Genomic DNA, 22,631 nt, shown 5'->3' with positions numbered 1-22,631 from the left:
CTTCGGCCCCGCTCTCCCCTCTCAAGGCCCGACCGGCTCGGCATGCAATCGGTGGCCGGAACGAACGCGGGACTCCACCCCGCTCTCCCCTCTCAAGGCCCGACCGGCTCGGCACCATGGTAGACCTCGGCGGGCGTGCGATAGGCCAAGCTCTGGTGCAAGCGCTCGTGGTTGTAAAACGCAAACCACCTTTCAAGGCCGGCTTTCAATTCTCTGGCACTGCAATATGCTTTCAAATAAATGTCCTCGTATTTCAGAGACCGCCACAGCCGCTCGACGAACACGTTGTCCAACGCCCTCCCGCGTCCGTCCATGCTCACCGCGATCCCTTCCGCCTCAAGCCGGCCGGTGAAGGCCCGCGCCGTGAATTGCACGCCTTGGTCGGTGTTGAAGATCTCGGGGCGTCCTCCCTCCAACGCCGCGTCCAACGCCTCCAGGCAGAACCGGCCGTCGAGCGTATTCGACAGCCGCCAAGAGAGCACGAACCGGCTGTGCCAGTCGATCACCGCCGCCAGGAACATGAAGCCCTGGTTGAGCGGAGGTACGTCACGTCGGTGGACCAAACCTGATTGCGTCGCTCGATCGTCAGGTCTCGAAGCAAGTACGGGTAAACCTTGTGGTCAGGGTTTCGCGTCGTGGTTCGAGGCCCGGATGAGCGCTCCAGACCCATCAATTCCATCAGGCGGCTCACGCGTTTGCGGTTGACCTCCTCTCCTGCCTCGTCAGCCAGGCCGTCATGCGGCGGCTGCCGTAAACGGCGTCTTGAGATATTGCTCGTCGATCCGCCTCATCAGGCTCAGGTTCTCGAGGGTCTCCGTCGCCGGCTCGTAGTAGAAGCTCGACCGATTGAGTCCCAGCAGCTCACATTGGCGACGAACACTCAAGTGAGGATGCGTGGATTCGATTAAGGCTCTTTGGCCTCGACCTCACAAGGCAGATTTTTTCACCCAGGCCAGCTCCATCTGGAGCCGCCCGATCTGCTCGTACAATTCGGTCTGGGCTTTCGTGGTCGGGCCGGCGGGCGGCCGACCCGTTCTCGAAGAGGCCCTCCAGGCCGTCCAGGAGTTGCTTCTTCCACTGGCTGATCTGCACCGGGTGAATCTGGTGCTGCTTGGCCAGTTCGGAGATCGTCTTGTCCTGCTTGGCGGCTTCCAAGGCGACCTTCGCCTTGAACGCCGCCGAGTGTCGCTTGCGGATTTGTCCCATGCTTCGCCCTCGGTAAGACCTCCCTCAATGATAACTTACCGAGTGGTCCGAAATCTGGGGGCCACTATACTTATGAGCAGAATCAGAACCTAGTTCCAGAATCCTTTCTACTGGGTAATTTGTTCCATCTGGTCCCTGGATCCATCCCGATCGTTCGATGCACTTCACGAATGGGGGCCACTGGCTCCGTGGAATTACAACATACTCTAGGCCGCTTGGGTCAAGTCTATTTGAAGGGCCGTTTGCTAAGTATCCATAAAGATTGAGGTCACCGCCTATGAAGCCAATTGGATCTTGACTCGTCCAGCGCCCAAGAGTCGAGGAATAGTCACGATGCCGGAAGCTGTACAACTCACTCACTGCATCGTAACGCCCGCCTTGGTGAAGGTAAACCCATTCGTAAGCGCTAGACCCCAACGGGGTCCAGTTCGCGGCCAGAACGCTCGCTTGGCCATACGGATCGTAAATGTACCGCTCAACCACTGCTCCAGTCCTATCCGTGATCGCCATTACATTCCAGTTGGCATCCTGCTGGACGTAGAGGCGTTCTTCCAATGTGCCACCAAGACCGTCCGCGTCACGATCACGCAGTACCAAAGCGTCGATGTAAATCGGGCTCCAGACGTTCTGAGCAACGGCAAGCCCGCCAACTCTTTCCTCAAGCATCTGCCATTGGACTGAGTAATAGAGATGCACCTCCGTGCCATTGTCTCCGGAGATCCGCCGGCCGAGGGCATCGTAGGTGTAGTCCACCAGCGGATTGTTGCTGGAATCCTTGACTTCCATGAGTCGATTCCAGCCGTCATAGACGAACTTCCGCCCCGTCTCATCGGTCGTCATGTTCCCGTTGGCGTCGTAGGTCAGCGTCGAAGCGCCAACCCCGGTCACCTGGTTCTGAGCGTTGTGGTCCCGACTCTCGGGTGTTCCGTTGGTTGAGACGCTCTCCCAGTTGCCCAACGCGTCGAAGTCCCAGCCCTGGGTCCGCGACGGGCTGGATACCGTATCCAGTGTCCCACCGGGGGAAGACGCCGACAACGCCCCCCGGGCGAACCCGGTCAGTTGATTGAGGAAGTCGTAGCCGTTGCCGGAACCGCTGGCGTGGTAAAGCTCGTCCATCGCCGAGTCGAGTAGATTCTCGCGGTAAAGGCGGTTCCCATTGCGATCGTAGCCATACTGGAATCGGTCGGTGGCCGTGCCGGTGGCGGGGTCGAGCCAGCGCTGATCGATGACCCGGCCGAAGCGGTCCAGGCCCGTGTACTGGTCACCGGCGTCTCCGTTGGACTCACCCGTCCGTTTGATGTAAGTCAGGTTCAGCCCGGGCTCGGGTCGCGAGCGGCTGACGACCGTGTTCAGGCCCAGGTATTGGTAATTCTCAAGATGCGTGCCGATCCCGCCTGAGCCGTTGTCCTCAGCGAGGAAGCCGATGCGGCTGATGTCATTATCCACTCCGAGAGTATAGCCGAAATGGAGAACGCGGCCGTTAGGATAGGTTATACTGGTAAGGCGACTGTAGTTGTAAAAGTCATCAAAGTAGTCGTTGTAGCCGTACTGGACTTTGGGCGTCGTGGCGGGATTCACCGCCCCACCGTGCTCTTGGTACTCCGTAAGGATTTGGCCGAAGTAGTTGTAGACGCGAAGCACCTGGTTGACCACATTGCCACCGCTGGCCGCGTCGTAGCTCGTCAGTAGGACCGGCCGTCCCCCGATGTCGTAGGTGGTCTCTATGCGTAAGATGCTCTGGTCGATGCCGCTTCCCGGCGTTGTGATTGCGTCGGCGATTTGACGGCCCAGCACGTCGTAGGTGTAGGTGTGGGTCGTTCCATTGCGGTCGGTCGCTGTCTTGACCTGGCCCAAGGCGTTGTAGGTGAAGACCTCGTCCTCAGTTCCACTGGCCGCGCCGGTGCTCTTGTCTGGATGATAAACCTCGCCCACCAGGTCATTACTGGAGAGGGCGCTGCTCCCCGACGTGCCAACTCCGTAAACGTGCTCGGTCGTCTGCTGACCGCCCCCCGGCAGGACGACCTTCAAGGTGAGGAGGTTCCCGTTGCCGTCGTAGGTGTACTCGACGGTCTTGTTGGTCGTGTCGGTTGGGGTGCCGTTGGTATACGCCTCAATCGTCTTGGTCGTCCGCCCCATCGCGTCGTGGAACGTCTTGCTGGCGATGCCACGAGGGTCAGTGACGGTCTGAAGCCACCCGGCGTCGTCATAATCATAGCTTGTCACCAATGCCGTATCAGACCGGCCGGGGAGGGACGAAGTCCATGAGTAGGCCGATCCACCATTGGTGCCAAGATTGACAACGGCCGTAGGTCGATCCAGGGCATCATAGTAACTGGCAATGTACGAAACTCGTGCCGAGCGTGGCTGCGCCGGATCATTGAGTGAGCCGGGCCAAAACTCGTCGTGGCTTCGTTCGCGAGTCGTCGTCAGAAGCACGTTGCCGTTGGCGTCATACAGATACTCGACTTGCTGGAGAACGGCGTCATTATTGGGGGTATTTGCACTCGCCCATGACGATCCACCTCGCCCATCCGAGGTATAGACCTTGACCTCCCTCCCTACTCCGTCGTAGACGACCTCTTGCGTGAGACCCCCTGGGACTTGTTGCCTTATGAGGTTTCCACGATGATCATAATGATAAGTGGTAGTAATGTGCTCATAGGAACTTGTTGATCCTGTGCTTTGGTTGACGGCGTATAGCTGAGACCAAAAGACCCGACCCTGGTCGTCGTAATAGTGCATTGTCAAGCGCGTAGTAACGATGAGCTAGGCTTATCAGGCACACCATCGCTGTTGGAATCCGCGATGGATACGCCATCGCCGTCGAAAACCTCGTGCGCCGTTACCTGGCCGAGGTTGTCCAAAGTCATAAACGTGATCGGGCGGTTGACGGCTGTCGCCTCACTCACTTGCACGCCCGATTTAGTCGCGACAAGCCGGTCTCGCCAGTCGTAGAAGTAGTCTGTGACCCTGGCGTTGGCCCCGCCTCCAGGATAAAGCGTGACCTTGGTCAAATTGCTGTCGCCGATGCCGCCGTGGTCGTAGGTGTAACCTTCGACTTGAACCATATTGTTAGGCGTGCCGGTCCCATCAGGATCGAAATCGGTTGCGCCGGTGTCGTTGGTGCCAACCCAAACGCTGACAACCCGTCCCAGATCGTCATGAACCGTGCGAGTGATGGTGCCGGTCGGGCTCAAAACGCGATCAAGACGGCCACGCTGGTCGTAGTGATAAGTATCGGCATGGTAGTTGCCGGTTGTGCTATTGTTGCTTGCGACACCGAGCTGGGCCGTGGCCACGGCATAGGTGATCCCGACGAGGGAAAAGAAGACATCGGTCTCGATGATCTGGCCACCGCTGTTCGTGATGTCTCTCCGGAGGCTTTGGATGTTGCTCGCGTTGATGATCTCCTGACCCGTCGGGGCGCCAGTGGTAAGGTTGAACGTGGGGGTGGCGCTCGTGGTCAAGACCTCGTAGTAGACGGCTTGCTGACCTGATGGGGCGCTTGCGACCGGACGATACTCACGCGTGACCTCGATCGGCCCGGTGGTGGTGTGCGTCGTTGCATTCCAGCCACGGTAGATCCGATACTCGCGCTGCGCATCGTTGAAGACGATGTACGTGACGTTGCTATTGGGATCGATTTCCTTGATCGTGCGGCCCAGGCCGTCGACCTCGGATTGCGTGATCAGGTGCAGCCCACCGCCTACAGGCGTCACCCAGCCACTTGGCAAGGCCGTGAAGTCGCTCGTCTGGGTCGTGTTAACGTCCCTAATCGACTTGACGACCGCGCCCGTCAGGGCGTCATAGGCGGTGTAGTTGATAAACCCGTCACCGTCCCTGGTCCAGATCGGCCGACCATACCGATCGTTGACTACAGAGATTACGTCAGCAGTGCCTGGCCCGTTCTGGCCCGACGAAATGACAGGGAGGCTGACGACCGTCGACTCGACCTGATTCGTGCCTGAGAACCAGGTGTAAGTATAGCTGGTCGTGTGCGGCTCACGATCGGAGAAGTCCAGCGCGGTCCCATAGTCCAGGCCAAAGACGGTTTCGGTGGCGATTTGATGGACCGTCGCCCCGCTCGTGGTCCGGGCGTAATAGGTCGTAACCCCCTGGACGATCGGCGTGCCGAGTTCTCCTTGCTGCACATAGATTGCGCGGATCAGCCCGTCAACCCCACCTGCCACGGTGCCAGTCGCCGTAGTACTCGTGTAGTACTCGAATGTCTGGATGAGCCCGCTGTTGTTATCAAGGAACTCGAAGTTGCCACTGGCCTCATGTAACAGGTCGAGGTAGACGTCTTCGTAGCCGTCGACGGCCGACGGTTCGGCCTGCATAATCAAACGGCCCTGATTGTCATAGCGGAAATAGGTCGCCCATTCACCGGCGACACGTGTGACAGTCGTGGAATTCAATGTTCCATTTACGGTTTGATTAATCCAGGGTTCAGGCGCGTCCCCATTGGTGAAAGTTCCGTAGTAGGTAGGCGGCAGCCAAAAGCGGATATCGTCTCCGATGACCTCCGCGACGGTGAACACGCCGTTGAAGAGTTGCGGTAGTATCCCGGTGATCGCGAGGCGATCACCAATGCTGAAGGAGTGGTTGGGCACAGTAAGCCAGTAGTTTGGATCGCCAGGGAACCGGAAACTCCCGGTCACTGGCAAACTTGGCTCCTCGACATCGACGAAAACGCTCAGGAGGGTTTGGCCAAACTCGTTCGTGTAATTGACTCGACGATCGTGGTCGCCCCATGCCACGCTATTTCCCGGTATGTACTCCGTGGTCTTCATGCGCCACGTGTTGTACTCGATCGAGTGATAGCTGATGCCGGTCGGGTCATTATTGCCTGCGTACTCATACTTGTAGGTGCCTTGGCCACCCGTGCAACTGGAGCATCCAGCCCCCTGCGCGATCTCTTCAGTAACACGGTATCGTGTCCCCAGTCGGTAGCCCGTTCTCCAGTGATAGTTGATATTCCAGTTCCAATAATCTGAACCGTACCAGGTCGGGTTTCCGTCGGCGCCGACGTGGTCGGCCCAGCGTTCATACTTGAAGTAATGGTTCACGTAAGGCTTCAGGGATGAGTCCGACGCGGTTTGATAGCCGGGTATGGCCGCGGCCATCCGGGCGTACTCCGCCCCCTCAACCACGGTTTTTAGCCCGCTGAAGACGAGCATGTCTAAGGGATCAGGCGAGATAGGATTGTAGGAACCGTAAGCCGGCTGGATTGGGTTTGGGCCGCCGGTCGTAGCGGAGGCGTTCGTCGGCCCTTTCGACGTGACGTAGTTCGATTCGCCGGTGAACTTGTAATAGCGATAGTACTTGGTGTCGACCCCATGCCAGGTAATCGATCCGCCCGAGCCGGAAGCATTATCGATCTGAGCTAACTTCAGGTCGCCGAGTCGGCCGTCAGGGTCGTTCAGCCACCCTCCCAATCCGTCGGAGACCCGGCCCGTGTAGTAGGTGTACTGGGCACGCTGTACGGCAATCCAGCCGCTTAATCCGTCGGGTCGCTCGAGTGTGACGCTCGCCAAAAGCTGGGCCGTGGCTCCCGCTGCGGCGGCGACCAGGTCGTTGGTCACGGACGTGTAGGCATAACTCAGCCGTCCCGCGTCGCCGGTGGCGGTGTCGTTGAACGTGACGCTTGTCAGATAGCCGTTGACATCGTAGCTCGCCGTGCTCTTGGTCGTGCCGTTGGCCGAGGTATAGCTTTTGAATCGACCGTACTTCTGAGGCAGATCTTCCGCCATTGAGCCAGCGACGGGCTTGTCATTCGTGTCACGGCGGACGTCGTAGAACTCTGTGATGTTCCCATGGGGATCGGTCAAGCGGAGTGCCGGTGAGGGATTGGGGATAAATTCCAGCTTGCTCAGTTCTGCGCCCCACGGAGCATATGAGGTATACGGACCGGTGCTGGGAATCGAGAATGTGTACGTGGTCGTGCCACCCGCGATGACCGAGAGCCGATCGTCGTAGTCCGTGCCTGGCATGACGCCACCGCCGGGGGGATCGCCGGGGTGGGACGTCCCGTTCGTGCCTCCGCCAATCACGACGTAAGGTAGCTCGCTGATGGCCCATCCATTGCCGTTGGGGCCGGAATTGTTCAGCCCGCTCCATGTCCGGGTATGGCCCCAGGGTAGGCCAAATGGAGATGCACTCGCCTGAAGATCTGCTGTGAAAATTACTGCGGTGCCGTCGAAATTGCGCACCGGTTTTTCAGTCGCAGACGATCGCCCAGGGCCCGAGTTGGGCTGGGGCGCATACATCGGGCTGCCGGGGCAACAAGTAGGACCAGGGGGCAGGGAAGTCTCGTCGATAGGATCGCTCGAGAAATATCCCAGCACGATTCGGGCTTCGAGCGTTTCTACAGTGCCACTATAGGGCTTTCGGCGACGACCGCTCATGGTGTAGTCCTCGGATCATTGACCGGCCAGGTGACGCGGCGCGCAACAGCACGTGTGCGTCCGGTGAACCCCTTCTTGCGGCCCATGCTACGATCGGTGCATGGCCGAAAGGGGGTGAACTATGGGCCGAGTGGCAGGATCGAGAAACGGGCGGGAGCCGTACTGGCGGCTGGTTCTGGCCCGGTGGAAGCGGAGTGGACTGTCGGTCCGGGCGTTCTGCCTGGCCGAGGGCGTGAGTGCGCCGTCGTTTTATTGGTGGCGGCGGGAACTCCAGCGCGCGACCAGCCCAAGCCCGCGTTTCTTCCTGTGCATGTGCTCGCCGACAAGGCGGAGTCGCCCGCCGGGAGCATCGAGGTCGTGCTGGCCAATGGACGCTGCTTGCGGGTCGGGGCCGGGTTCGACCTCAGACCCTCGTGCAAGTCGTTGAACTGCTCGAAGCCGGAGAACGGTCATGGTGAGCTTGTCTCCAACCGTCCGGATCTGGCTCGCGCGCAGCCGGTCGATCTGCGAAAATCGTTCGACAGTTTGGCGGCCCTGGTCCGCGACGGGCTCCAGGGCGATCCGCTCGGGAGACATCTTCGTCTTCCGCAACCGGGCCGCCGATCGCATCAAGCTCCTGATTTGGGAGGAGGACGGGTACGCAATCTGGTACAAGCGATTGGAAGCCGGCACCTTTCGCTTTCCGCCGTCTCCGGAGGCTCAGCCCCGCGTCGAGGTCCGCGCCGCGGACCTCGTCATGCTCCTCGAAGGGATCGACCTCTCGAGCGTGAAACGCGGCAAACGCTATCACCGACCCGTCCCCAGAGCCACGGTGTGAGTCCCCGGCCGGCCGCCGCGTTTTTCCAAAGAATCATCGAATAATATAAGAACCTCATGCGTCTAAAAGTGCATGAGCGAAGACGCCCGCCCCATCACCTTTGAAACCCCTGCCGATCCCACGGCGACGTTGCCCAGTGATCCTGCCTTCCTCCAGCAGATGATCATCGAACTGCTCGCCGCCCTTCGCGAAACACGGCGTCAGAACGAGGAATTGCAACATCGCCTCGACCTCCTTTTGCGGCGGCTCTACGGCCCACGCACCGAACGCTTCGACCCCAATCAACCGCTGCTTATCCCCGACGCCTTCGAACCGCTGGCCCCGGAACCCGAACCCTCGGTCACCGGCGACGCGGTCGCACCCGAGCCCGAGCCCGAGCCGGGTGCGGCCCCCGCGAAGAAGAATCGATCTCACGGCCGCAGGCCCTTGCCCAAGAACCTCCGCCGCGAGCCTCGGGTCTACGAATTGACCGAAGCCGAACGCCGCTGTCCGCAATGCGGCGAGACCCGAGCCCAGATCAGCGCAGAACGCAGCGAGCAACTCGACTATGTGCCGGCGACCTTGTTCGTGGTCGAGCACGCGCTGCACTTACGCCTGCCCGCACTGCGAAGGTCAAGTCGTCACCGCCGGCAAGCCAGCCCAGCCGATCCCCAAGGGTTTGCCTGGACCGGGACTACTAGCTCATGTGATCACGGAAAAGTATGCCGATCATATTCCACTCCATCGCCAGGAACGCCGCCTGGCCCGGCAAGGGTGGAGCTGTCACGCTCAACCCTCTGCGACTGGATGGCCGGCCGCCCAAAGTCTCGAGCCGCTCTACGACCTGATGAAGACATTGGTCCTGTTGTGCGGCACGATTCACACCGACGACACGTCGGTGAAGCTGCAGGACTCGGAGCGAAAGATCAAGGCCTTGGCCCGGCTCTGGATCTACTTCGGCGATCATCTTTATCCTTACAATGTTTTGATTTCACGAGGAGCCATAAGCGAGACGGTCCGAGTCTGTTTCTCAAGGGTTTTCGCGGTTATTTGCAGGCTGATGCCTTCAGCGGCTACGACGGCATCTACGCGGGCGGCAACGTCGTGGAGGTGGGTTGCAACGCCCACGCCCGCCGCAAGTTCGTCGAGGCGCAGAAGACGGACCTAACGAGGCGAGTACGGCCCTGGCCTACTACCGCCAGCTCTACGCGATCGAGAAGCAGATCAAGCAGAGCTCGCCAAGCTGCCTGAGGACGCCAACGAGCCGACACGGGCCGCGATTCGGCTACAGGTGCGCAGGAGCGGGCGGTGCCAGTTTGGGAGAGCCTCGAGAGTGGCTGAAGGAGGAGCGACCGCAGGTGCTCCCAAGAGTCCGATGGGAGGGCGATCGGTTACATGAAGAACCACTGGGAGGCGTTGAAACGGTACACCAGTTCGGGCTACCTGTCGATCGATAACAACGTAGCCGAGCAACATATGAAGACAATCGCGACTGGACGAAAAACTGGCTTTTCACTGGGAGTGAGACCGGCGGGAAGACCATGGCCGTGCTGTTCAGCGTAGTGTCGAGTTGCCAGCGTCACGGTCATGACCCGTTCGTCTACCTGCGCGACGTGCTATCCCGATTGCCGGTGCTTCCCAAAGAGAATCTGGCCGACCTTCTCCCTGACCGTTGGTCGCCTCCCCAAGCCGCCGATCCTGCGGCGACCCCAGAGGGTCCCATCGCCGACGGTTCCCCGAGCTGACAACGGCTCCCGCCGGCACTCGAAACGCGGCGCGCTCCCACCGCGGTGTTCGGGCCAGGCTCGACACGGGTTCGAGCGCGCGTCGCGTCTGTTGACGCCGGATCATGACACCGCGCAGGGTTTCGACCGACGGTCACCAAAGTGGCCGAGGCCCCTCGGCCAGTTGCGAAGGGGGACGTGGTCCGCCGGACGCACACCCAAATCGCTCGATCCAGGATCTCTGGCGATCTCCTCGTGCGACCGGCGTGTCTGATTTCATCCACCCCTTGGGACCGTGGCCATCATGAAAACACTTGTGGCCGTCAAGCGCGATGCGACCATCCACTGGGTTGGTAACGGGTTCCCCGTGCGCACTCTCTTTTCGCACCAGTCCCTCGGCCAATGGATCAGCCCATTCCTGATGCTCGACTACGCCGGTCCGGCCGAGTTTGCACCTTCGGACGAGCCTCGCGGGGTGGGCGAGCACCCGCACCGCGGATTCGAGACGGTGACGATCGTGTACCAGGGCGAGCTCGAACACCACGACTCGGCCGGGAACCACGGTAAGATCGGCCCTGGCGACGTGCAGTGGATGACGGCCGCGTCCGGAGTCGTGCATGAGGAGTGGCACGAGCAGGCGTTTGCCAAGCGGGGCGGCGTCCTGGAAATGGTGCAATTGTGGGTAAACTTACCGGCGAAGGACAAGATGTCCCCACCCCGCTACCAGGAGCTCCTCAGCCAGCAGATCCCGGTCGTTGATCTCGACGGAGCGGGGACCGCGCGAGTGATCGCCGGTGAACTCCGCGGGACCAAGGGACCTGCCGCAACCTTCACGCCGCTCAACGTCTGGGACCTCCGCCTCAAGCCAGGCCATCGCATCGAGTTGAACTTCCCGGCAGGGTCCACAACTCTATTCCTGGTCCTGAAGGGAAAGTCGCTCCTGAATGAGACGGAGCCGATCGGCCAGGCCGAACTCGCAGTGTTCGATCGCGAAGAGGGCTCGATCACCGTCGAAACGCAGGAAGAGGATTCCACCCTCCTGGTCCTGAGCGGGGAGCCGATCGACGAGCCGGTCGCCAGCCACGGACCGTTCGTGATGAACACACAGGCCGAGATTCACCAAGCGATCAGCGACTACCGAAGCGGCAAAATGGGACACCTTGTCGCCCCGTCGTAAGCCCGCGGGCCGAAATCGGGAATCCGGCAGACACGACAAGGGGCCGAGGCTCCACGAATCAGCGTCCCAGTGATCCGCATCAAGTCACTGGTAGCCTGAACGCGATCGCCCGCTTCCAACCCTGGGGGGCCTCGCGCACCTTGACCTCGAGTTCTGACGGATCGGCCTCTCCGCGAATGACATGGGTGGAGACTTCGTCAAACGTCATCAGATCCTGAGCGAAGGCGATTAACAGAACCCCCGAGTGCATCGCGTTTTGACCGGCCTCGGGAAACGGAACGATCTTCTGGAAATAATCCTTCCATTCTGACCCCAGGATTCTTTGAATCCAATCGATCTCGCTTGCCACAATCCACCAGTCTCCGGCATGAAGGGCATAAGCCCAGCCATCCGAGAGCATCAAAACATCTCCAACAATCCGTGACGCCAGCATGCTCCCATCCAGAGTCCCTTGGGGGAGATACATTTCGGGGTGCGAACGCACGTGTTCCACGGGATCGATGATCTTCAAGTCATCAATCGTATACCGCATGCGATAGTACCTTCCTAAATCCGACAAGCTCTGGTCTGAGAGGTTAACGGGAACGCAACCCAACGTCCTGCCCTCATCCCCGCCTGGGCTGCGGATCACCGATTCCCGGTTAATGGCGTCAGGCTGTCCGCAATCCCATGGCATGAGCCGCGGCATGGTCGCCTTGGCGAATTCTATCAACGATCCGCGGCCGAACTACAGCGGTCTACCGACGAATTGCGCACGCGCTTACCGGTCATATCCCCATTGGGCCACCCCAACTGTGTGGAACTCAAGGGTGAACCGCTCTAGCCGGCGAGCCCATCATCCTCAGTGAACCTCGTCATCGGAATTCCCCAATCTTTGGCACGGTTGTGGTCGAGGGAAACCACGATGTTGCTATCGGACGACTGAATGCCGCCGGGAGAGGACACGCCATTTCGTACGTCGATGACAAGGCCACCCTTCCACGACTTGCCTTCATCGGCGGATGCCCCGCGACCAGTGGCCCCTCCGTACGTTGACTACGTATCGCATAAGCTCCTCAGCATACCACATGGTTCACGTCAGACAACAAGCTAAAAGAAACGCAATTTCAGACAAATTTAGCTCGCCGCAACTACTGCTACTGTGGGCATTTAAAGATTTGGCCAATGCCTTGCTTGTACCATTGTGTAATTTTTCCCTTGCGAACGACGGAGCGACGATTCATATTGGCCTCCTCCGATATAGCTTTCAGGCGTGGTTTACTTAATCACATTTTCCAATGAAAGCGGCCATCGGTATTCATCACTCACACTGAGCCGGCCGAACGGTTTGCTTTCGCCGTTTTATTCGTCCTTGACCAAAGACTTCCCCCCCGGTCGTCTCGCGGTGCTGTGTGTGCGTCCGGCGGACCACGTCCCCCTTCGCAACTGGCCGAGGGGCCTCGGCCACTTTGGTGACCGTCGGTCGAAACCCTGCGCGGTGTCATGATCCGGCGTCAACAGACGCGACGCGCGCTCGAACCCGTGTCGAGCCTGGCCCGAACACCGCGGTGGGAGCGCGCCGCGTTTCGAGTGCCGGCGGGAGCCGTTGTCAGCTCGGGGAACCGTCGGCGATGGGACCCTCTGGGGTCGCCGCAGGATCGGCGGCTTGGGGAGGCGACCAACGGTCAGGGAGAAGGTCGGCCAGATTCTCTTTGGGAAGCACCGGCAATCGGGATAGCACGTCGCGCAGGTAGACGAACGGGTCATGACCGTGACGCTGGCAACTCGACACTACGCTGAACAGCACGGCCATGGTCTTCCCGCCGGTCTCACTCCCAGTGAAAAGCCAGTTTTTTCGTCCAGTCGCGATTGTCTTCATATGTTGCTCGGCTACGTTGTTATCGATCGACAGGTAGCCCGAACTGGTGTACCGTTTCAACGCCTCCCAGTGGTTCTTCATGTAACCGATCGCCCCTCCCATCGGACTCTTGGGGAGCACCTGCGGTCGCTCCTCCTTCAGCCACTTCTCGAGGCTCTCCCAAACTGGCACCGCCCGCTCCTGGCGCACCCGTAGCCGAATCGCGGCCCGTGTCGGCTCGTTGGCGTCCTCAGGCAGCTTGGCGAGCTCTGCTTTGATCTGCTTCTCGATCGCGTAGAGCTGGCGGTAGTAGGCCAGGGCCGTACTCGCTCTCGTTAGGTCCGTCTTCTGCGCCTCGACGAACTTGCGGCGGGCGTGGGCGTTGCAACCCACCTCCACGACGTTGCCGCCCGCGTAGATGCCGTCGTAGCCGCTGAAGGCATCAGCCTGCAAATAACCGCGAAAACCCTTGAGAAACAGACTCGGACCGTCTCGCTTATGGCTCCTCGTGAAATCAAAAACATTGTAAGGATAAAGATGATCGCCGAAGTAGATCCAGAGCCGGGCCAAGGCCTTGATCTTTCGCTCCGAGTCCCGCAGCTTCACCGACGTGTCGTCGGTGTGAATCGTGCCGCACAACAGGACCAATGTCTTCATCAGGTCGTAGAGCGGCTCGAGACTTTGGGCGGCGCCGGCCATCCAGTCGCAGAGGGTTGAGCGTGACAGCTCCACCCCTTGCCGGGCCAGGCGGCGTTCCTGGCGATGGAGTGGAATATGATCGGCATACTTTTCCGTGATCACATGAGCTAGTAGTCCCGGTCCAGGCAAACCCTTGGGGATCGGCTGGGCTGGCTTGCCGGCGGTGACGACTTGACCTTCGCAGTGCGGGCAGGCGTAAGTGCAGCGCACGTGCTCGACCACGAACAAGGTCGCCGGCACATAGTCGAGTTGCTCGCTGCGTTCTGCGCTGATCTGGGCTCGGGTCTCGCCGCATTGCGGACAGCGGCGTTCGGCTTCGGTCAATTCGTAGACCCGAGGCTCGCGGCGGAGGTTCTTGGGCAAAGGGCCTGCGGCCGTGAGATCGATTCTTCTTCGCGGGGGCCGCACCCGGCTCGGGCTCGGGCTCGGGTGCGACCGCGTCGCCGGTGACCGAGGGTTCGGGTTCCGGGGCCAGCGGTTCGAAGGCGTCGGGGATAAGCAGCGGTTGATTGGGGTCGAAGCGTTCGGTGCGTGGGCCGTAGAGCCGCCGCAAAAGGAGGTCGAGGCGATGTTGCAATTCCTCGTTCTGACGCCGTGTTTCGCGAAGGGCGGCGAGCAGTTCGATGATCATCTGCTGGAGGAAGGCAGGATCACTGGGCAACGTCGCCGTGGGATCGGCAGGGGTTTCAAAGGTGATGGGGCGGGCGTCTTCGCTCATGCACTTTTAGACGCATGAGGTTCTTATATTATTCGATGATTCTTTGGAAAAACGCGGCGGCCGGCCGGGGACTCACACCGTGGCTCTGGGGACGGGTCGGTGATAGCGTTTGCCGCGTTTCACGCTCGAGAGGTCGATCCCTTCGAGGAGCATGACGAGGTCCGCGGCGCGGACCTCGACGCGGGGCTGAGCCTCCGGAGACGGCGGAAAGCGAAAGGTGCCGGCTTCCAATCGCTTGTACCAGATTGCGTACCCGTCCTCCTCCCAAATCAGGAGCTTGATGCGATCGGCGGCCCGGTTGCGGAAGACGAAGATGTCTCCCGAGAGCGGATCGCCCTGGAGCCCGTCGCGGACCAGGGCCGCCAAACTGTCGAACGATTTTCGCAGATCGACCGGCTGCGCCGCGAGCCAGATCCGGACGGTTGGAGACAAGCTCACCATGACCGTTCTCCGGCTTCGAGCAGTTCAACGACTTGCACGAGGGTCTGAGGGTCGAACCCGGCCCCGACCCGCAAGCAGCGTCCATTGGCCAGCACGACCTCGATGCTCCCGGCGGGCGACTCCGCCTTGTCGGCGAGCACATGCACAGGAAGAAACGCGGGCTTGGGCTGGTCGCGCCGCTGGAGTTCCCGCCGCCACCAATAAAACGACGGCGCACTCACGCCCTCGGCCAGGCAGAACGCCCGGACCGACAGTCCACTCCGCTTCCACCGGGCCAGAACCAGCCGCCAGTACGGCTCCCGCCCGTTTCTCGATCCTGCCACTCGGCCCATAGTTCACCCCCTTTCGGCCATGCACCGATCGTAGCATGGGCCGCAAGAAGGGGTTCACCGGACGCACACCGATTTGGCGTGGCAATGATGCGGTCACCCACTGCCTTGAGGTCATCCCAGGCTGCGAATGGCCGCCTTTTGTATTTGGATCAAAAGGAATGCCGGCATCAAGAGGTTTTTCGATTGAACGGCCCAGACGCATCCCCTCGGTCACATTTTCGCCATCTCGTCGGCGTGGTAGCTGGACCGCACGAACGGGCCGCTGGCGACTTCCGCGAAGCCGAGGGTTCGGGCCAGGCGACCGAGTTCGTCGAATTCCGCGGGGGGCAGGTAGCGGAGGACGGGCAGGTGGCGCGGAGAGGGTTGCAGGTACTGGCCCATGGTGAGGAAGTCGCAACCGACCGCGCGGAGGTCGGCCAACGTTTCGAAGAGCTCTTCGGTCGTTTCGCCCAGGCCGAGCATCAGGCCGCTCTTGGTTCGAATGTCGGGGCGCGAGCGCCGGGCGTGGTCGAGCACCTTGAGGCTGACGGCGTACTGGCTTTTGCGCCTGACGTGCTGCTGGAGCCGGGCGACCGTCTCGAGGTTGTGGTTGAACACCTCGGGGGTGGCCGAGAGGACCGTATCGATCGAGTCGGTCCGGCCGTCGAAGTCGGGGACGAGGACCTCGATCGTCGCGCCTGTGCGTTCGCGGACCGCCAGGATGCAGCGGCGAAAGTGATCGGCACCGCCGTCAGGCAGGTCGTCGCGGGTGACCGAGGTGATGACGACGTGTTTCAGGCCGAGCCGTGCGCAGGCCTCGGCCAGGCGGTCGGGCTCGTCGAGAGCGACCGGTTCGGGCCGGCCGCGCGGCACTGCGCAGAAGCCGCAAGGGCGGGTGCAGACCTCGCCCAGAACCATGAAGGTCGCGGTGCGCCGGGTCCAGCACTCGGACCGATTCGGACAGCGGGCGCTTTCGCAGATCGTCTCGAGGCCGAGCTCGCCGACCAGGTCTTTGGTGAAGTAAGTTCCCCCCGCCGCCGGGATCGGCCGCTTGAGCCACTCGGGCAGGCGGCGTCGAGGAGCCGACGTGGGCTCCTCGGCGAGCTCCGCACCGGCCGCCAGGACGGGCAGAATCGGCAGGGCGGTACGCTCGTCAGGAGCTTTCAGCGTAGACATGGGAACGAACCTTCTGGCGGACCAAGGGATGGTGCGTATAGATGTGATGCCGCTCGAGTCCGAAGCGAGTCTCGAAGTGGCGAATCAGGGCCTCGCGGACTTTCGGCATCGGGGCCGGACGTTGTCGTCTCGACTCCATGGATGTTTGACGGAGCGGGTAGGGGCCGAAACCAGGTTCGTCGATCAGGTCGAAGGGTTCGAGAAACGCCCCCACGTTCAGGGTCATGCCGTGGTAGGCGATCCAGCGGTTGACCGCGACCCCCACCGTGCCGACCCGGGAATGATCGATGAAGACCCCGTCGACCCCCGGATGAATCCGGCCGCGGAGCTCGAACTCTTGCAAGACGTCGAGCAACGTGGCGTTGAGCCCATCAATATAGCGGCTCAGGTTGAGCCCCAACGGTTCCAGGGGAAGGACGATGTAGGCGGCCAGTTGGCCGGGAAGGTGGAAAATACAACCGCCCCCCCGATTGACCCAATGGACCTTGATGCCGAGGGAGCGCAGCCCTTGATCGTCAGGCACGAGATGGGCCCGGCTCCCGGACCGGCCGACGCTGATCGTCGGCGGGTGCTCGCAGAGCAGGAGCGAAGCGCCTCCGCGCTCTCCTTGCTCGTAGACGAGGCGCCGTTGCAGTTGCTGGACCTCCTCGAAATCCACCAAACCCAGCATGAAGACTTCGAGCGACGGAACCTGGGGGGAATGCTTCATCTCGCCACAATCCCCCGGCCGTGAAAATCCCGATGCATCCAGGATCATTTCGACGTCCCAACCACCTCATCAATGTACCGCGACGACGAGCCGCCGGGCAAGGTCGATCACGGCCCGCGGAGGCAGGCCGCAGCCTCTCGGGCGAGCGCGGCGAACTTCAAGGAGCCTGAATTACCGGGCTGGCCTTCAGCAGGCGACGGCCCTGTTGTTCGTCGATCCCAAGGCGAGTCAGAAGCCGGTGGCGGATCGTCTTGAGCATCGCGTCGATGGTTTCCGGTCGGGAGTCGGGCAGGATGATCGCCCCCCCCGCGCGTTTGTCGTGCCCCCCCGCCGTGCCCAGGCCCTCGACCACTTCGCGGAGGACTTCTCCCGAATGGCCCCCGAGCAGACTGACGCGGACCGACATTTTGAGCATCGACTCGAAATGGCCGATCGCGATCGCCCAGTTCACCTGGTCGAACCTCACGAAGAAGTCGGCCAGCTCGGCGATGATGTCGGGCTGGGTGACCTCGCCGCACCAGCTCACCACCACGTCGCGGTAGAGGAAGGCGTTTGCTAGGGCGTGCTGGAAGGTCGCGAAGTGGCTTTGGGGAAGCTTCGGGTTGCGGATCTTGGCGAGTAAGTCCTTGTCGGCTCGGGGGTAAAGCCAGACGGTGGCCCCGTCGTCGAGAGGGCCTGCTTCGCGCGGATAGCCCGCCACCTCCGACTCGATGCCGTAGAGCAGGGCCGTCGCAATCCGCGGGGAGATGGTCACGTTCTGCTCGAGCAAGTATCCCGTAACCATCGTGCTGGTCGCGCCCAGGTTGGGCCTGAGGTCGCGGAAGAGCACGCCCGTGAGCACGCCCCCCGTCTCGTGGTGATCGATCACCACCTGGGGCATTGCAGCCTCGCTCGCTCTTCGGCCGGTATGCGGCTGGGTGTCGACCATGATCACGGCGGTCTCGGAGTCAATCTCGACTTCAGAGACGCGGACCAAAGGGATCGGTACGCTCTCGGCCATCGTCCGGTTCTCGGCGCGGGCGATCATCCCGTCCACGGTCATGATGACCGGCTTGCCCGGCTGCGCATGGTTGATCAGGGCCCGAAGCCCGAGCATGCTTGCCAGGGCATCAGGGTCGGGATTGACGTGCGACACCACGACGACCTTCGGAAAGGGGGCGAGCGTCCTCAGCAATCGTTCCGAGCGATATTGGCGAGTCAGGGTCGCTCCCGAGTCGGTTTCGGCCGTCATTGCGGTCGCACCCTCGATTGGATCGTCGCCTCCTCGGCGGCGGGCAGAATAGCCACATTCGCCAACCAGATAAGGCAAGAGTCCAAGTTTACGACAAGCAGCGTTGCTACCGCCAGACCGACTCGCGAACGGCCGCTTCACTCCCAAGCTCAGTGCAATTCGTGTTCCGAGGCGGGCCGAGGCGCCCGCCGTGTTCGACTCGCCTCCTCGCGGGCCCGCATCTGCTCATAGTCCGAGCGAGCCCGCTCTTGCGGAGTGGGCTCTACGATGCCGGCCGTCTTGGGCTCTGGACGATTGACGAGTGCGATCAGGAGAATGATCCCCAGCGCGAGCGCAACGAGGTTGATCCGCATCGAACGCCGTTGCAGGCGGTCGAACCGCGCCTTTCCCTCGGGGCCGGCGTCGAGTGCGGCGTGGATCGCTGGGGTCAAGGAGTTGGCTGCGTACAGCATGAGAAGCGTTCCGGCCACAATCATCAGCGACTGCACCGCGACGATCGGCCCGCGGAACTCCTGAAAGCTCAAAGGCACACCGAGGTACGCGGGCAGTGCGATCGCGCCGGCGATCGCGCCCCAGGTGTAGGACCGCGGGAAAAGGGACCGGACGAGCTTGGTCCCTGCCTCGGGGCTGAGAACCTGAAAAATGACCGGGACGACGCCGAAGGAGAAGAACAGGAGGCTTCCCACCCAGGCTGTCAATGCAAGCACGTATACCGAGTCGAAAACCGCCAGGAGAAATCGCGCGTTCACGGCGGCGCCTTCACTCTGTTACTAAAAGAGGGTGAGCAGCGGTTCGAGGCGCATGCCCTGGTCGGGCGTCATCGACCCTGATCTCCCCGAGCATAAGGGATCAGTGCCGGTCCGGCCACCCCCTCGACATCGACCGGGCTCGTTGCCCCTCGCCATGCGCAGACCGCCTCCTCACCGCCTCGAAAAAAAAGCCGAACGGCCCGCGAAAATCGGGGGCCGTCCGGCAAGGGCATGAGCCTGCAAAGGACCAATGACGTCGCGCGTTACCGTTGCGGGGCGTAACGATTCATCAAGGCCTTCTCGAGGAGGGCCGGGTCAAGCTTGATTGGCTTTTTGGGAGCCGCCGGGGTGGTGGCTGGGGCGCCCGCCGCGGCAGGCGGAACCGCCGGGGGAACAACCCCTGGAGCGGAGGCACCGGTAGCGGGGGGCAATCCTGGTCCCAGGGGAGCGCCCGTTTCGGGATCGAACTTCGGCATGTCCGGTGGAACGACCCCCGCCCCTTGGGCGGACTCGGGTTTGGGCCTGGCACCACTGACGGCAAACGGACTCGGGAACTCGCTGCCGGGAGCCACTCCCGGATGGGCTTTCTGGTACTCGATGGCCTGGAGTTGCTCAGCAGTGAACGAAGGGGGGGCCATTCCACTCGAGACGGTCGGGTCGAACCCGCCAGCCGTCGGAGAGGCCGGGGCCGGGGTCGGAGTCAGCGGCGGCAACGGCATCTGACCGCTCCGGGCGGCCGCGAATGCTTCCCCACCCGTGGGGGCGGCCGGCGCACCAAACCGCGAAGGCTGACCGGTCAGGTACGTGGAGGGGGGAGCGGAGACAGGGACCGGGGTGGAACGAAGGCTGTTCACCCAGGTCGAGAGGATCCGGTACTCCTGGTCGTTCGACCCTCGGAAGATCGGCCGCGCATTGGTCCCGTTGCCGTGAATCCGGAGCGTGGACGAGAGGAGTTCGCTTTGGCCGGGTTCTCCATGTCGATGAGACCAAGAACCGCATCCAGATTGGCCCGCTGGGCCTCCGTTGTGCGGTCGGCCTTGACCTTGTACCGGATCAACTGGAACGAGCCGTCGAACTGCTCGTTGTGGCACTTGGCGCAGCGAAGCTGAAGGACAGGGTCGACAAACCGGGAGAACTCGTTGGCGCGCCTGACCGCCAATGCCTTGGGTAGACCGGGTATCTGGGGAAATGCCGAGATCCCGAGTTCGCGTTGGGCACGGCCCAGCATGGCCGAATCGAGACTCTCGGGCCGGTCGTTGACCATCTCGGCCTTGGCCTGGGTCACGTCCGGGTCGCGATGCGTTGCGCGTTCCTTGGCGCCACCGATCTTGTCGAGCATGCTCAGGGCCCGCGAATGATTCGGGCTCAGGGTCACAACCTCCCTGAGTTGGGCCGTGGCCTCGGGCGTCATTCCCTGGGTCAAGCACCAAAGCGCCAGCTTCATGTGCTCGTCCGGGTCACGTGCGGGCAGCCGTTCGAGCAAATACTGGTAGATTTCCTCGACCGAGTTGCCCCGCTTCTCCACATCCCGCTTGGGGATCGGCTGCGTGCCGGACTTCGTATGGATGAAATACTGCGTGCCGCCCTCGGAGAGATTTCCCTGACAGAGTCGGCCATTTTTTAATAGGAGCACCGCGTGAGACGGGGTCGGTGCCACGGACGCTTGAGGACCCGACGGAGCAGGGGGGGCCGGGTCAGCGACGCCCGGAGGCGCGAACCCGAACAGGCCGAGCACGGTCAGGCCGGCAGTGAGAAGGGAGTTTTTAGGTGACATGGTGGCGGGACGATAGCCCTGGCCCTAGAATTCGTCAAGGTGAACCAACCCTCCCGCTCCGACGTATTTTGAAGTGGAATCTCGAGCGCCGCGGAGAACTCGATCGCGATGCAAGGTCTCGACGGATCGGAACGACTCACCGAACTGGTTGGCCAGGTCATTATCATTGACCTGAGATCGACTTACGTCTGCCTCGGCCGCTTCATCGGCTTCGATCGCGAGTTCCTGGAACTCGTCGACGCCGACCTGCATGACTTTCGCGACAGCCCCGCCACACGCGAGGTCTATGTCTACGACTCCGTTCGACTCGGCATCCGTCGCAATCGCTCCCGAGTCCTCCTTCGCCTCGCGGATGTCGTTGCCGTCACGCGGTTCGACGACATCCTGGAATCGTGAAGCCGTGATTTTGCCTTGTCGGCATGCCACGTGCAGATTTTCGTTATAATTGAACGTGCGGGGCGAATCGATTGTGGGGACTTGGAGGATCGGCCTCTGCTCGGCTTAGTTCCAGCTACAAAATGGGCGGCCGCGGCTTGAGATTCGCCGAGACTCGTTTTTTTTTGTCCGAGGTGATGAAAGCTATGCTGAAAACACGTGGGTTACTAGCCCTGCCGCTATTGCTGGCCACGTCGATCGCCTCGGTCCAGGCCGCGTCGGTCCGCGACAGCGCGGGGATGTTCTCGCCCGAAGCCGTCCGCCAGGCTCAAGCCAAGCTGGATCGGATCGAACGGGAATCCAAAGTCCCGATCCTGATCGAGACCGTCGAATCCCTGCCCGAAGCCGCAAACATGAAGCCCCCGGAAAAGCGCGGCCTGATCAACGACGTGGCGACTCGCCGCGCCCGCGAGAACGGCCAAGGGGTCTATCTCCTGATCTCGAAAAATGATCACTTGATTTCCAACGTCGTGACCCGCAAGCAACTTGCGAACCGGCTTCCGTTTAACGTGCGACAGAGCATCCACAAGTCGATCGCTTCCGAATTCCAAGGAGGAGATTTCGACGCCGGCCTGAATCAAGGCGTCGATGCCCTCGGACGCGCACTCGCCGGCGGCCCCGTGGCCGGAGCGGTTCCGGGTCCCGGCGGCATGGCTGGTCGACCGCGAGGGGGGACAACAGGGGTCGGAACCTTGCTCATGATCGGCCTCGGGATCGTCGCGGTCATGTTCGTGCTTCGTCGTCTGGGCGGCATGTTTGGAGGCGGCCAGCAGCAAGGCTACGGCCAGATGGGCGGACAGGGTCAGATGGGTGGACCTGGCCAGATGGGCGGACCGGGTTGGGGAGGCCAGGGTTACGGCCCCCAGCGAGGCGGCGGCTTTATGTCGAGCCTGTTTGGTGGAATTGGAGGGGCGATGGCCGGCAACTGGCTGTACGACCAATTCTCGGGTCGCCACCACGGCCAACACACCACCGATAGTTCGTCCTACGGCGCTGGTGGAGCGACCGGCTACGATCCGGGTGGGGATGAAATCGTCGGCGGCAGTGATGATTACGGTGGTGGCGGTGCCGACTGGGGCGGCGGCGGTGGTGACTGGGGCGGTGGTGGTGGCGATGGCGGTGGTGACTGGTAAGTGACCAACCTGATCGTTTACCGACCCGAAACAGAATCGAAAACGACCAGGGCGGCCTGCAAGCCGCCCTGGTCGTTCTTTTTTTGTCAGTAGGGCTGGGGCCGTGAT

Annotated in this window: 21 protein-coding genes and 4 pseudogenes; 11 read left to right on the top strand and 14 right to left on the bottom strand. The window is 61.7% G+C overall.

What is annotated here, in order from left to right; all coding sequences use genetic code 11:
• Positions 1-92: 92 nt before the first annotated feature.
• The 3 genes and pseudogenes from V5E97_RS26360 to V5E97_RS26350 form a co-directional block, all read right to left on the bottom strand.
• A pseudogene (locus tag V5E97_RS26360) lies at positions 93-1,206 on the bottom strand (IS3 family transposase).
• Between the two features lie 24 nt (positions 1,207-1,230).
• Positions 1,231-3,948: an RHS repeat-associated core domain-containing protein gene (locus tag V5E97_RS26355; protein WP_406694560.1), complete on the bottom strand. Its 2,718-nt coding sequence runs from the start codon at positions 3,946-3,948 to the stop codon at positions 1,231-1,233.
• A 2-nt stretch (positions 3,949-3,950) separates the two neighbouring features.
• The gene (locus V5E97_RS26350) at positions 3,951-7,613 is read right to left on the bottom strand and encodes an RHS repeat domain-containing protein (protein WP_406694559.1); all 3,663 of its coding nucleotides are present in this window, start codon (positions 7,611-7,613) and stop codon (positions 3,951-3,953) included.
• A 121-nt stretch (positions 7,614-7,734) separates the two neighbouring features.
• Between V5E97_RS26350 and tnpA (V5E97_RS26345) the strand changes: the two genes are divergently transcribed.
• From tnpA (V5E97_RS26345) to V5E97_RS26310, 8 genes and pseudogenes are all read left to right on the top strand, one after another.
• Entirely contained in the window at positions 7,735-8,040 is a 306-nt protein-coding gene (tnpA, locus tag V5E97_RS26345) for an IS66 family insertion sequence element accessory protein TnpA (protein WP_406694558.1), read from the top strand.
• 24 nt (positions 8,041-8,064) lie between these two features.
• Complete coding sequence (gene tnpB, locus V5E97_RS26340) at positions 8,065-8,430, top strand: IS66 family insertion sequence element accessory protein TnpB (RefSeq protein WP_406694557.1); 366 nt, start codon at positions 8,065-8,067, stop codon at positions 8,428-8,430.
• Positions 8,431-8,502: 72 nt separating this feature from the next.
• Positions 8,503-8,967, top strand: a pseudogene (locus tag V5E97_RS26335) (IS66 family transposase); the annotation flags it as partial.
• A 10-nt stretch (positions 8,968-8,977) separates the two neighbouring features.
• A pseudogene (locus V5E97_RS26330) lies at positions 8,978-9,316 on the top strand (transposase); the annotation flags it as partial.
• Entirely contained in the window at positions 9,217-9,660 is a 444-nt protein-coding gene (locus V5E97_RS26325) for an IS66 family transposase (RefSeq protein WP_406701217.1), read from the top strand. The pseudogene V5E97_RS26330 and the gene V5E97_RS26325, both read left to right, overlap by 100 nt.
• A 144-nt stretch (positions 9,661-9,804) precedes the next feature.
• Positions 9,805-9,972 carry an IS66 family transposase gene (locus V5E97_RS26320; protein WP_406694556.1) on the top strand — a complete coding sequence of 56 codons (168 nt, stop codon included), beginning with the start codon at positions 9,805-9,807 and terminating at the stop codon, positions 9,970-9,972.
• Complete coding sequence (locus V5E97_RS26315) at positions 9,951-10,154, top strand: transposase domain-containing protein (protein WP_406694555.1); 204 nt, start codon at positions 9,951-9,953, stop codon at positions 10,152-10,154. Before V5E97_RS26320 ends, V5E97_RS26315 begins: the two co-directional genes overlap by 22 nt.
• A gap of 283 nt (positions 10,155-10,437) precedes the next feature.
• Positions 10,438-11,310 (top strand): pirin family protein, encoded by an 873-nt coding sequence (locus V5E97_RS26310; protein WP_406694554.1) that lies wholly within the window; start codon positions 10,438-10,440, stop codon positions 11,308-11,310.
• A gap of 79 nt (positions 11,311-11,389) precedes the next feature.
• On the opposite strand, the gene V5E97_RS26305 is transcribed toward V5E97_RS26310, so the two are convergent.
• From V5E97_RS26305 to V5E97_RS26295, 3 genes and pseudogenes are all read right to left on the bottom strand, one after another.
• Positions 11,390-11,842 (bottom strand): hypothetical protein, encoded by a 453-nt coding sequence (locus tag V5E97_RS26305; RefSeq protein WP_406694553.1) that lies wholly within the window; start codon positions 11,840-11,842, stop codon positions 11,390-11,392.
• A gap of 1,056 nt (positions 11,843-12,898) precedes the next feature.
• Positions 12,899-14,254 (bottom strand): IS66 family transposase, encoded by a 1,356-nt coding sequence (tnpC, locus tag V5E97_RS26300; RefSeq protein ID WP_406694552.1) that lies wholly within the window; start codon positions 14,252-14,254, stop codon positions 12,899-12,901.
• 10 nt (positions 14,255-14,264) lie between these two features.
• Positions 14,265-14,477, bottom strand: a pseudogene (locus V5E97_RS26295) (IS66 family transposase); the annotation flags it as partial.
• Here V5E97_RS26295 and V5E97_RS26290 point away from each other — a divergent pair.
• Positions 14,415-14,582, top strand: coding sequence for a hypothetical protein (locus tag V5E97_RS26290; protein ID WP_406694551.1), 168 nt, complete (start codon positions 14,415-14,417; stop codon positions 14,580-14,582). The pseudogene V5E97_RS26295 and the gene V5E97_RS26290 sit on opposite strands and share 63 nt — an antisense overlap.
• Positions 14,583-14,636: 54 nt before the next feature.
• Here the strand turns inward: V5E97_RS26290 and tnpB (V5E97_RS26285) are convergent, their stop codons facing one another.
• The 8 genes from tnpB (V5E97_RS26285) to V5E97_RS26250 form a co-directional block, all read right to left on the bottom strand.
• The gene (tnpB, locus tag V5E97_RS26285) at positions 14,637-15,005 is read right to left on the bottom strand and encodes an IS66 family insertion sequence element accessory protein TnpB (protein ID WP_406694550.1); all 369 of its coding nucleotides are present in this window, start codon (positions 15,003-15,005) and stop codon (positions 14,637-14,639) included.
• Positions 14,999-15,337: an IS66 family insertion sequence element accessory protein TnpA gene (gene tnpA, locus V5E97_RS26280; protein WP_406694549.1), complete on the bottom strand. Its 339-nt coding sequence runs from the start codon at positions 15,335-15,337 to the stop codon at positions 14,999-15,001. Before tnpA (V5E97_RS26280) ends, tnpB (V5E97_RS26285) begins: the two co-directional genes overlap by 7 nt.
• Before the next feature lie 210 nt (positions 15,338-15,547).
• Complete coding sequence (lipA, locus tag V5E97_RS26275) at positions 15,548-16,492, bottom strand: lipoyl synthase (RefSeq protein WP_406694548.1); 945 nt, start codon at positions 16,490-16,492, stop codon at positions 15,548-15,550.
• Positions 16,470-17,201, bottom strand: a complete 732-nt coding sequence (lipB, locus tag V5E97_RS26270; RefSeq protein WP_406694547.1) for a lipoyl(octanoyl) transferase LipB — start codon at positions 17,199-17,201, stop codon at positions 16,470-16,472. The genes lipA and lipB overlap by 23 nt, the downstream gene beginning before the upstream one ends.
• A 157-nt stretch (positions 17,202-17,358) precedes the next feature.
• A complete protein-coding gene (locus V5E97_RS26265) occupies positions 17,359-18,432 on the bottom strand; it encodes a DHH family phosphoesterase (RefSeq protein ID WP_406694546.1) in 1,074 nt (357 codons plus the stop codon).
• Between the two features lie 149 nt (positions 18,433-18,581).
• Positions 18,582-19,181, bottom strand: a complete 600-nt coding sequence (locus V5E97_RS26260; RefSeq protein ID WP_406694545.1) for a DUF4149 domain-containing protein — start codon at positions 19,179-19,181, stop codon at positions 18,582-18,584.
• A 263-nt stretch (positions 19,182-19,444) separates the two neighbouring features.
• Positions 19,445-20,035: a hypothetical protein gene (locus V5E97_RS26255; RefSeq protein WP_406694544.1), complete on the bottom strand. Its 591-nt coding sequence runs from the start codon at positions 20,033-20,035 to the stop codon at positions 19,445-19,447.
• A complete protein-coding gene (locus tag V5E97_RS26250; RefSeq protein WP_406694543.1) occupies positions 20,032-20,955 on the bottom strand; it encodes a tetratricopeptide repeat protein in 924 nt (307 codons plus the stop codon). The genes V5E97_RS26255 and V5E97_RS26250 overlap by 4 nt, the downstream gene beginning before the upstream one ends.
• Before the next feature lie 108 nt (positions 20,956-21,063).
• Between V5E97_RS26250 and V5E97_RS26245 the strand changes: the two genes are divergently transcribed.
• The gene (locus V5E97_RS26245; RefSeq protein ID WP_406694542.1) at positions 21,064-21,351 is read left to right on the top strand and encodes a hypothetical protein; all 288 of its coding nucleotides are present in this window, start codon (positions 21,064-21,066) and stop codon (positions 21,349-21,351) included.
• 185 nt (positions 21,352-21,536) lie between these two features.
• Positions 21,537-22,523, top strand: a complete 987-nt coding sequence (locus V5E97_RS26240) for a TPM domain-containing protein (RefSeq protein WP_406694541.1) — start codon at positions 21,537-21,539, stop codon at positions 22,521-22,523.
• The last annotated feature ends 108 nt before the right edge of the window (positions 22,524-22,631 follow it).

The organism is Singulisphaera photorubra (assembly GCF_045290345.1).
Lineage (GTDB): Bacteria > Planctomycetota > Planctomycetia > Isosphaerales > Isosphaeraceae > Singulisphaera.
The sequence above is the reverse complement of the archived record's forward strand: the minus strand, read 5'-3'. Positions and strand labels throughout refer to the sequence as shown.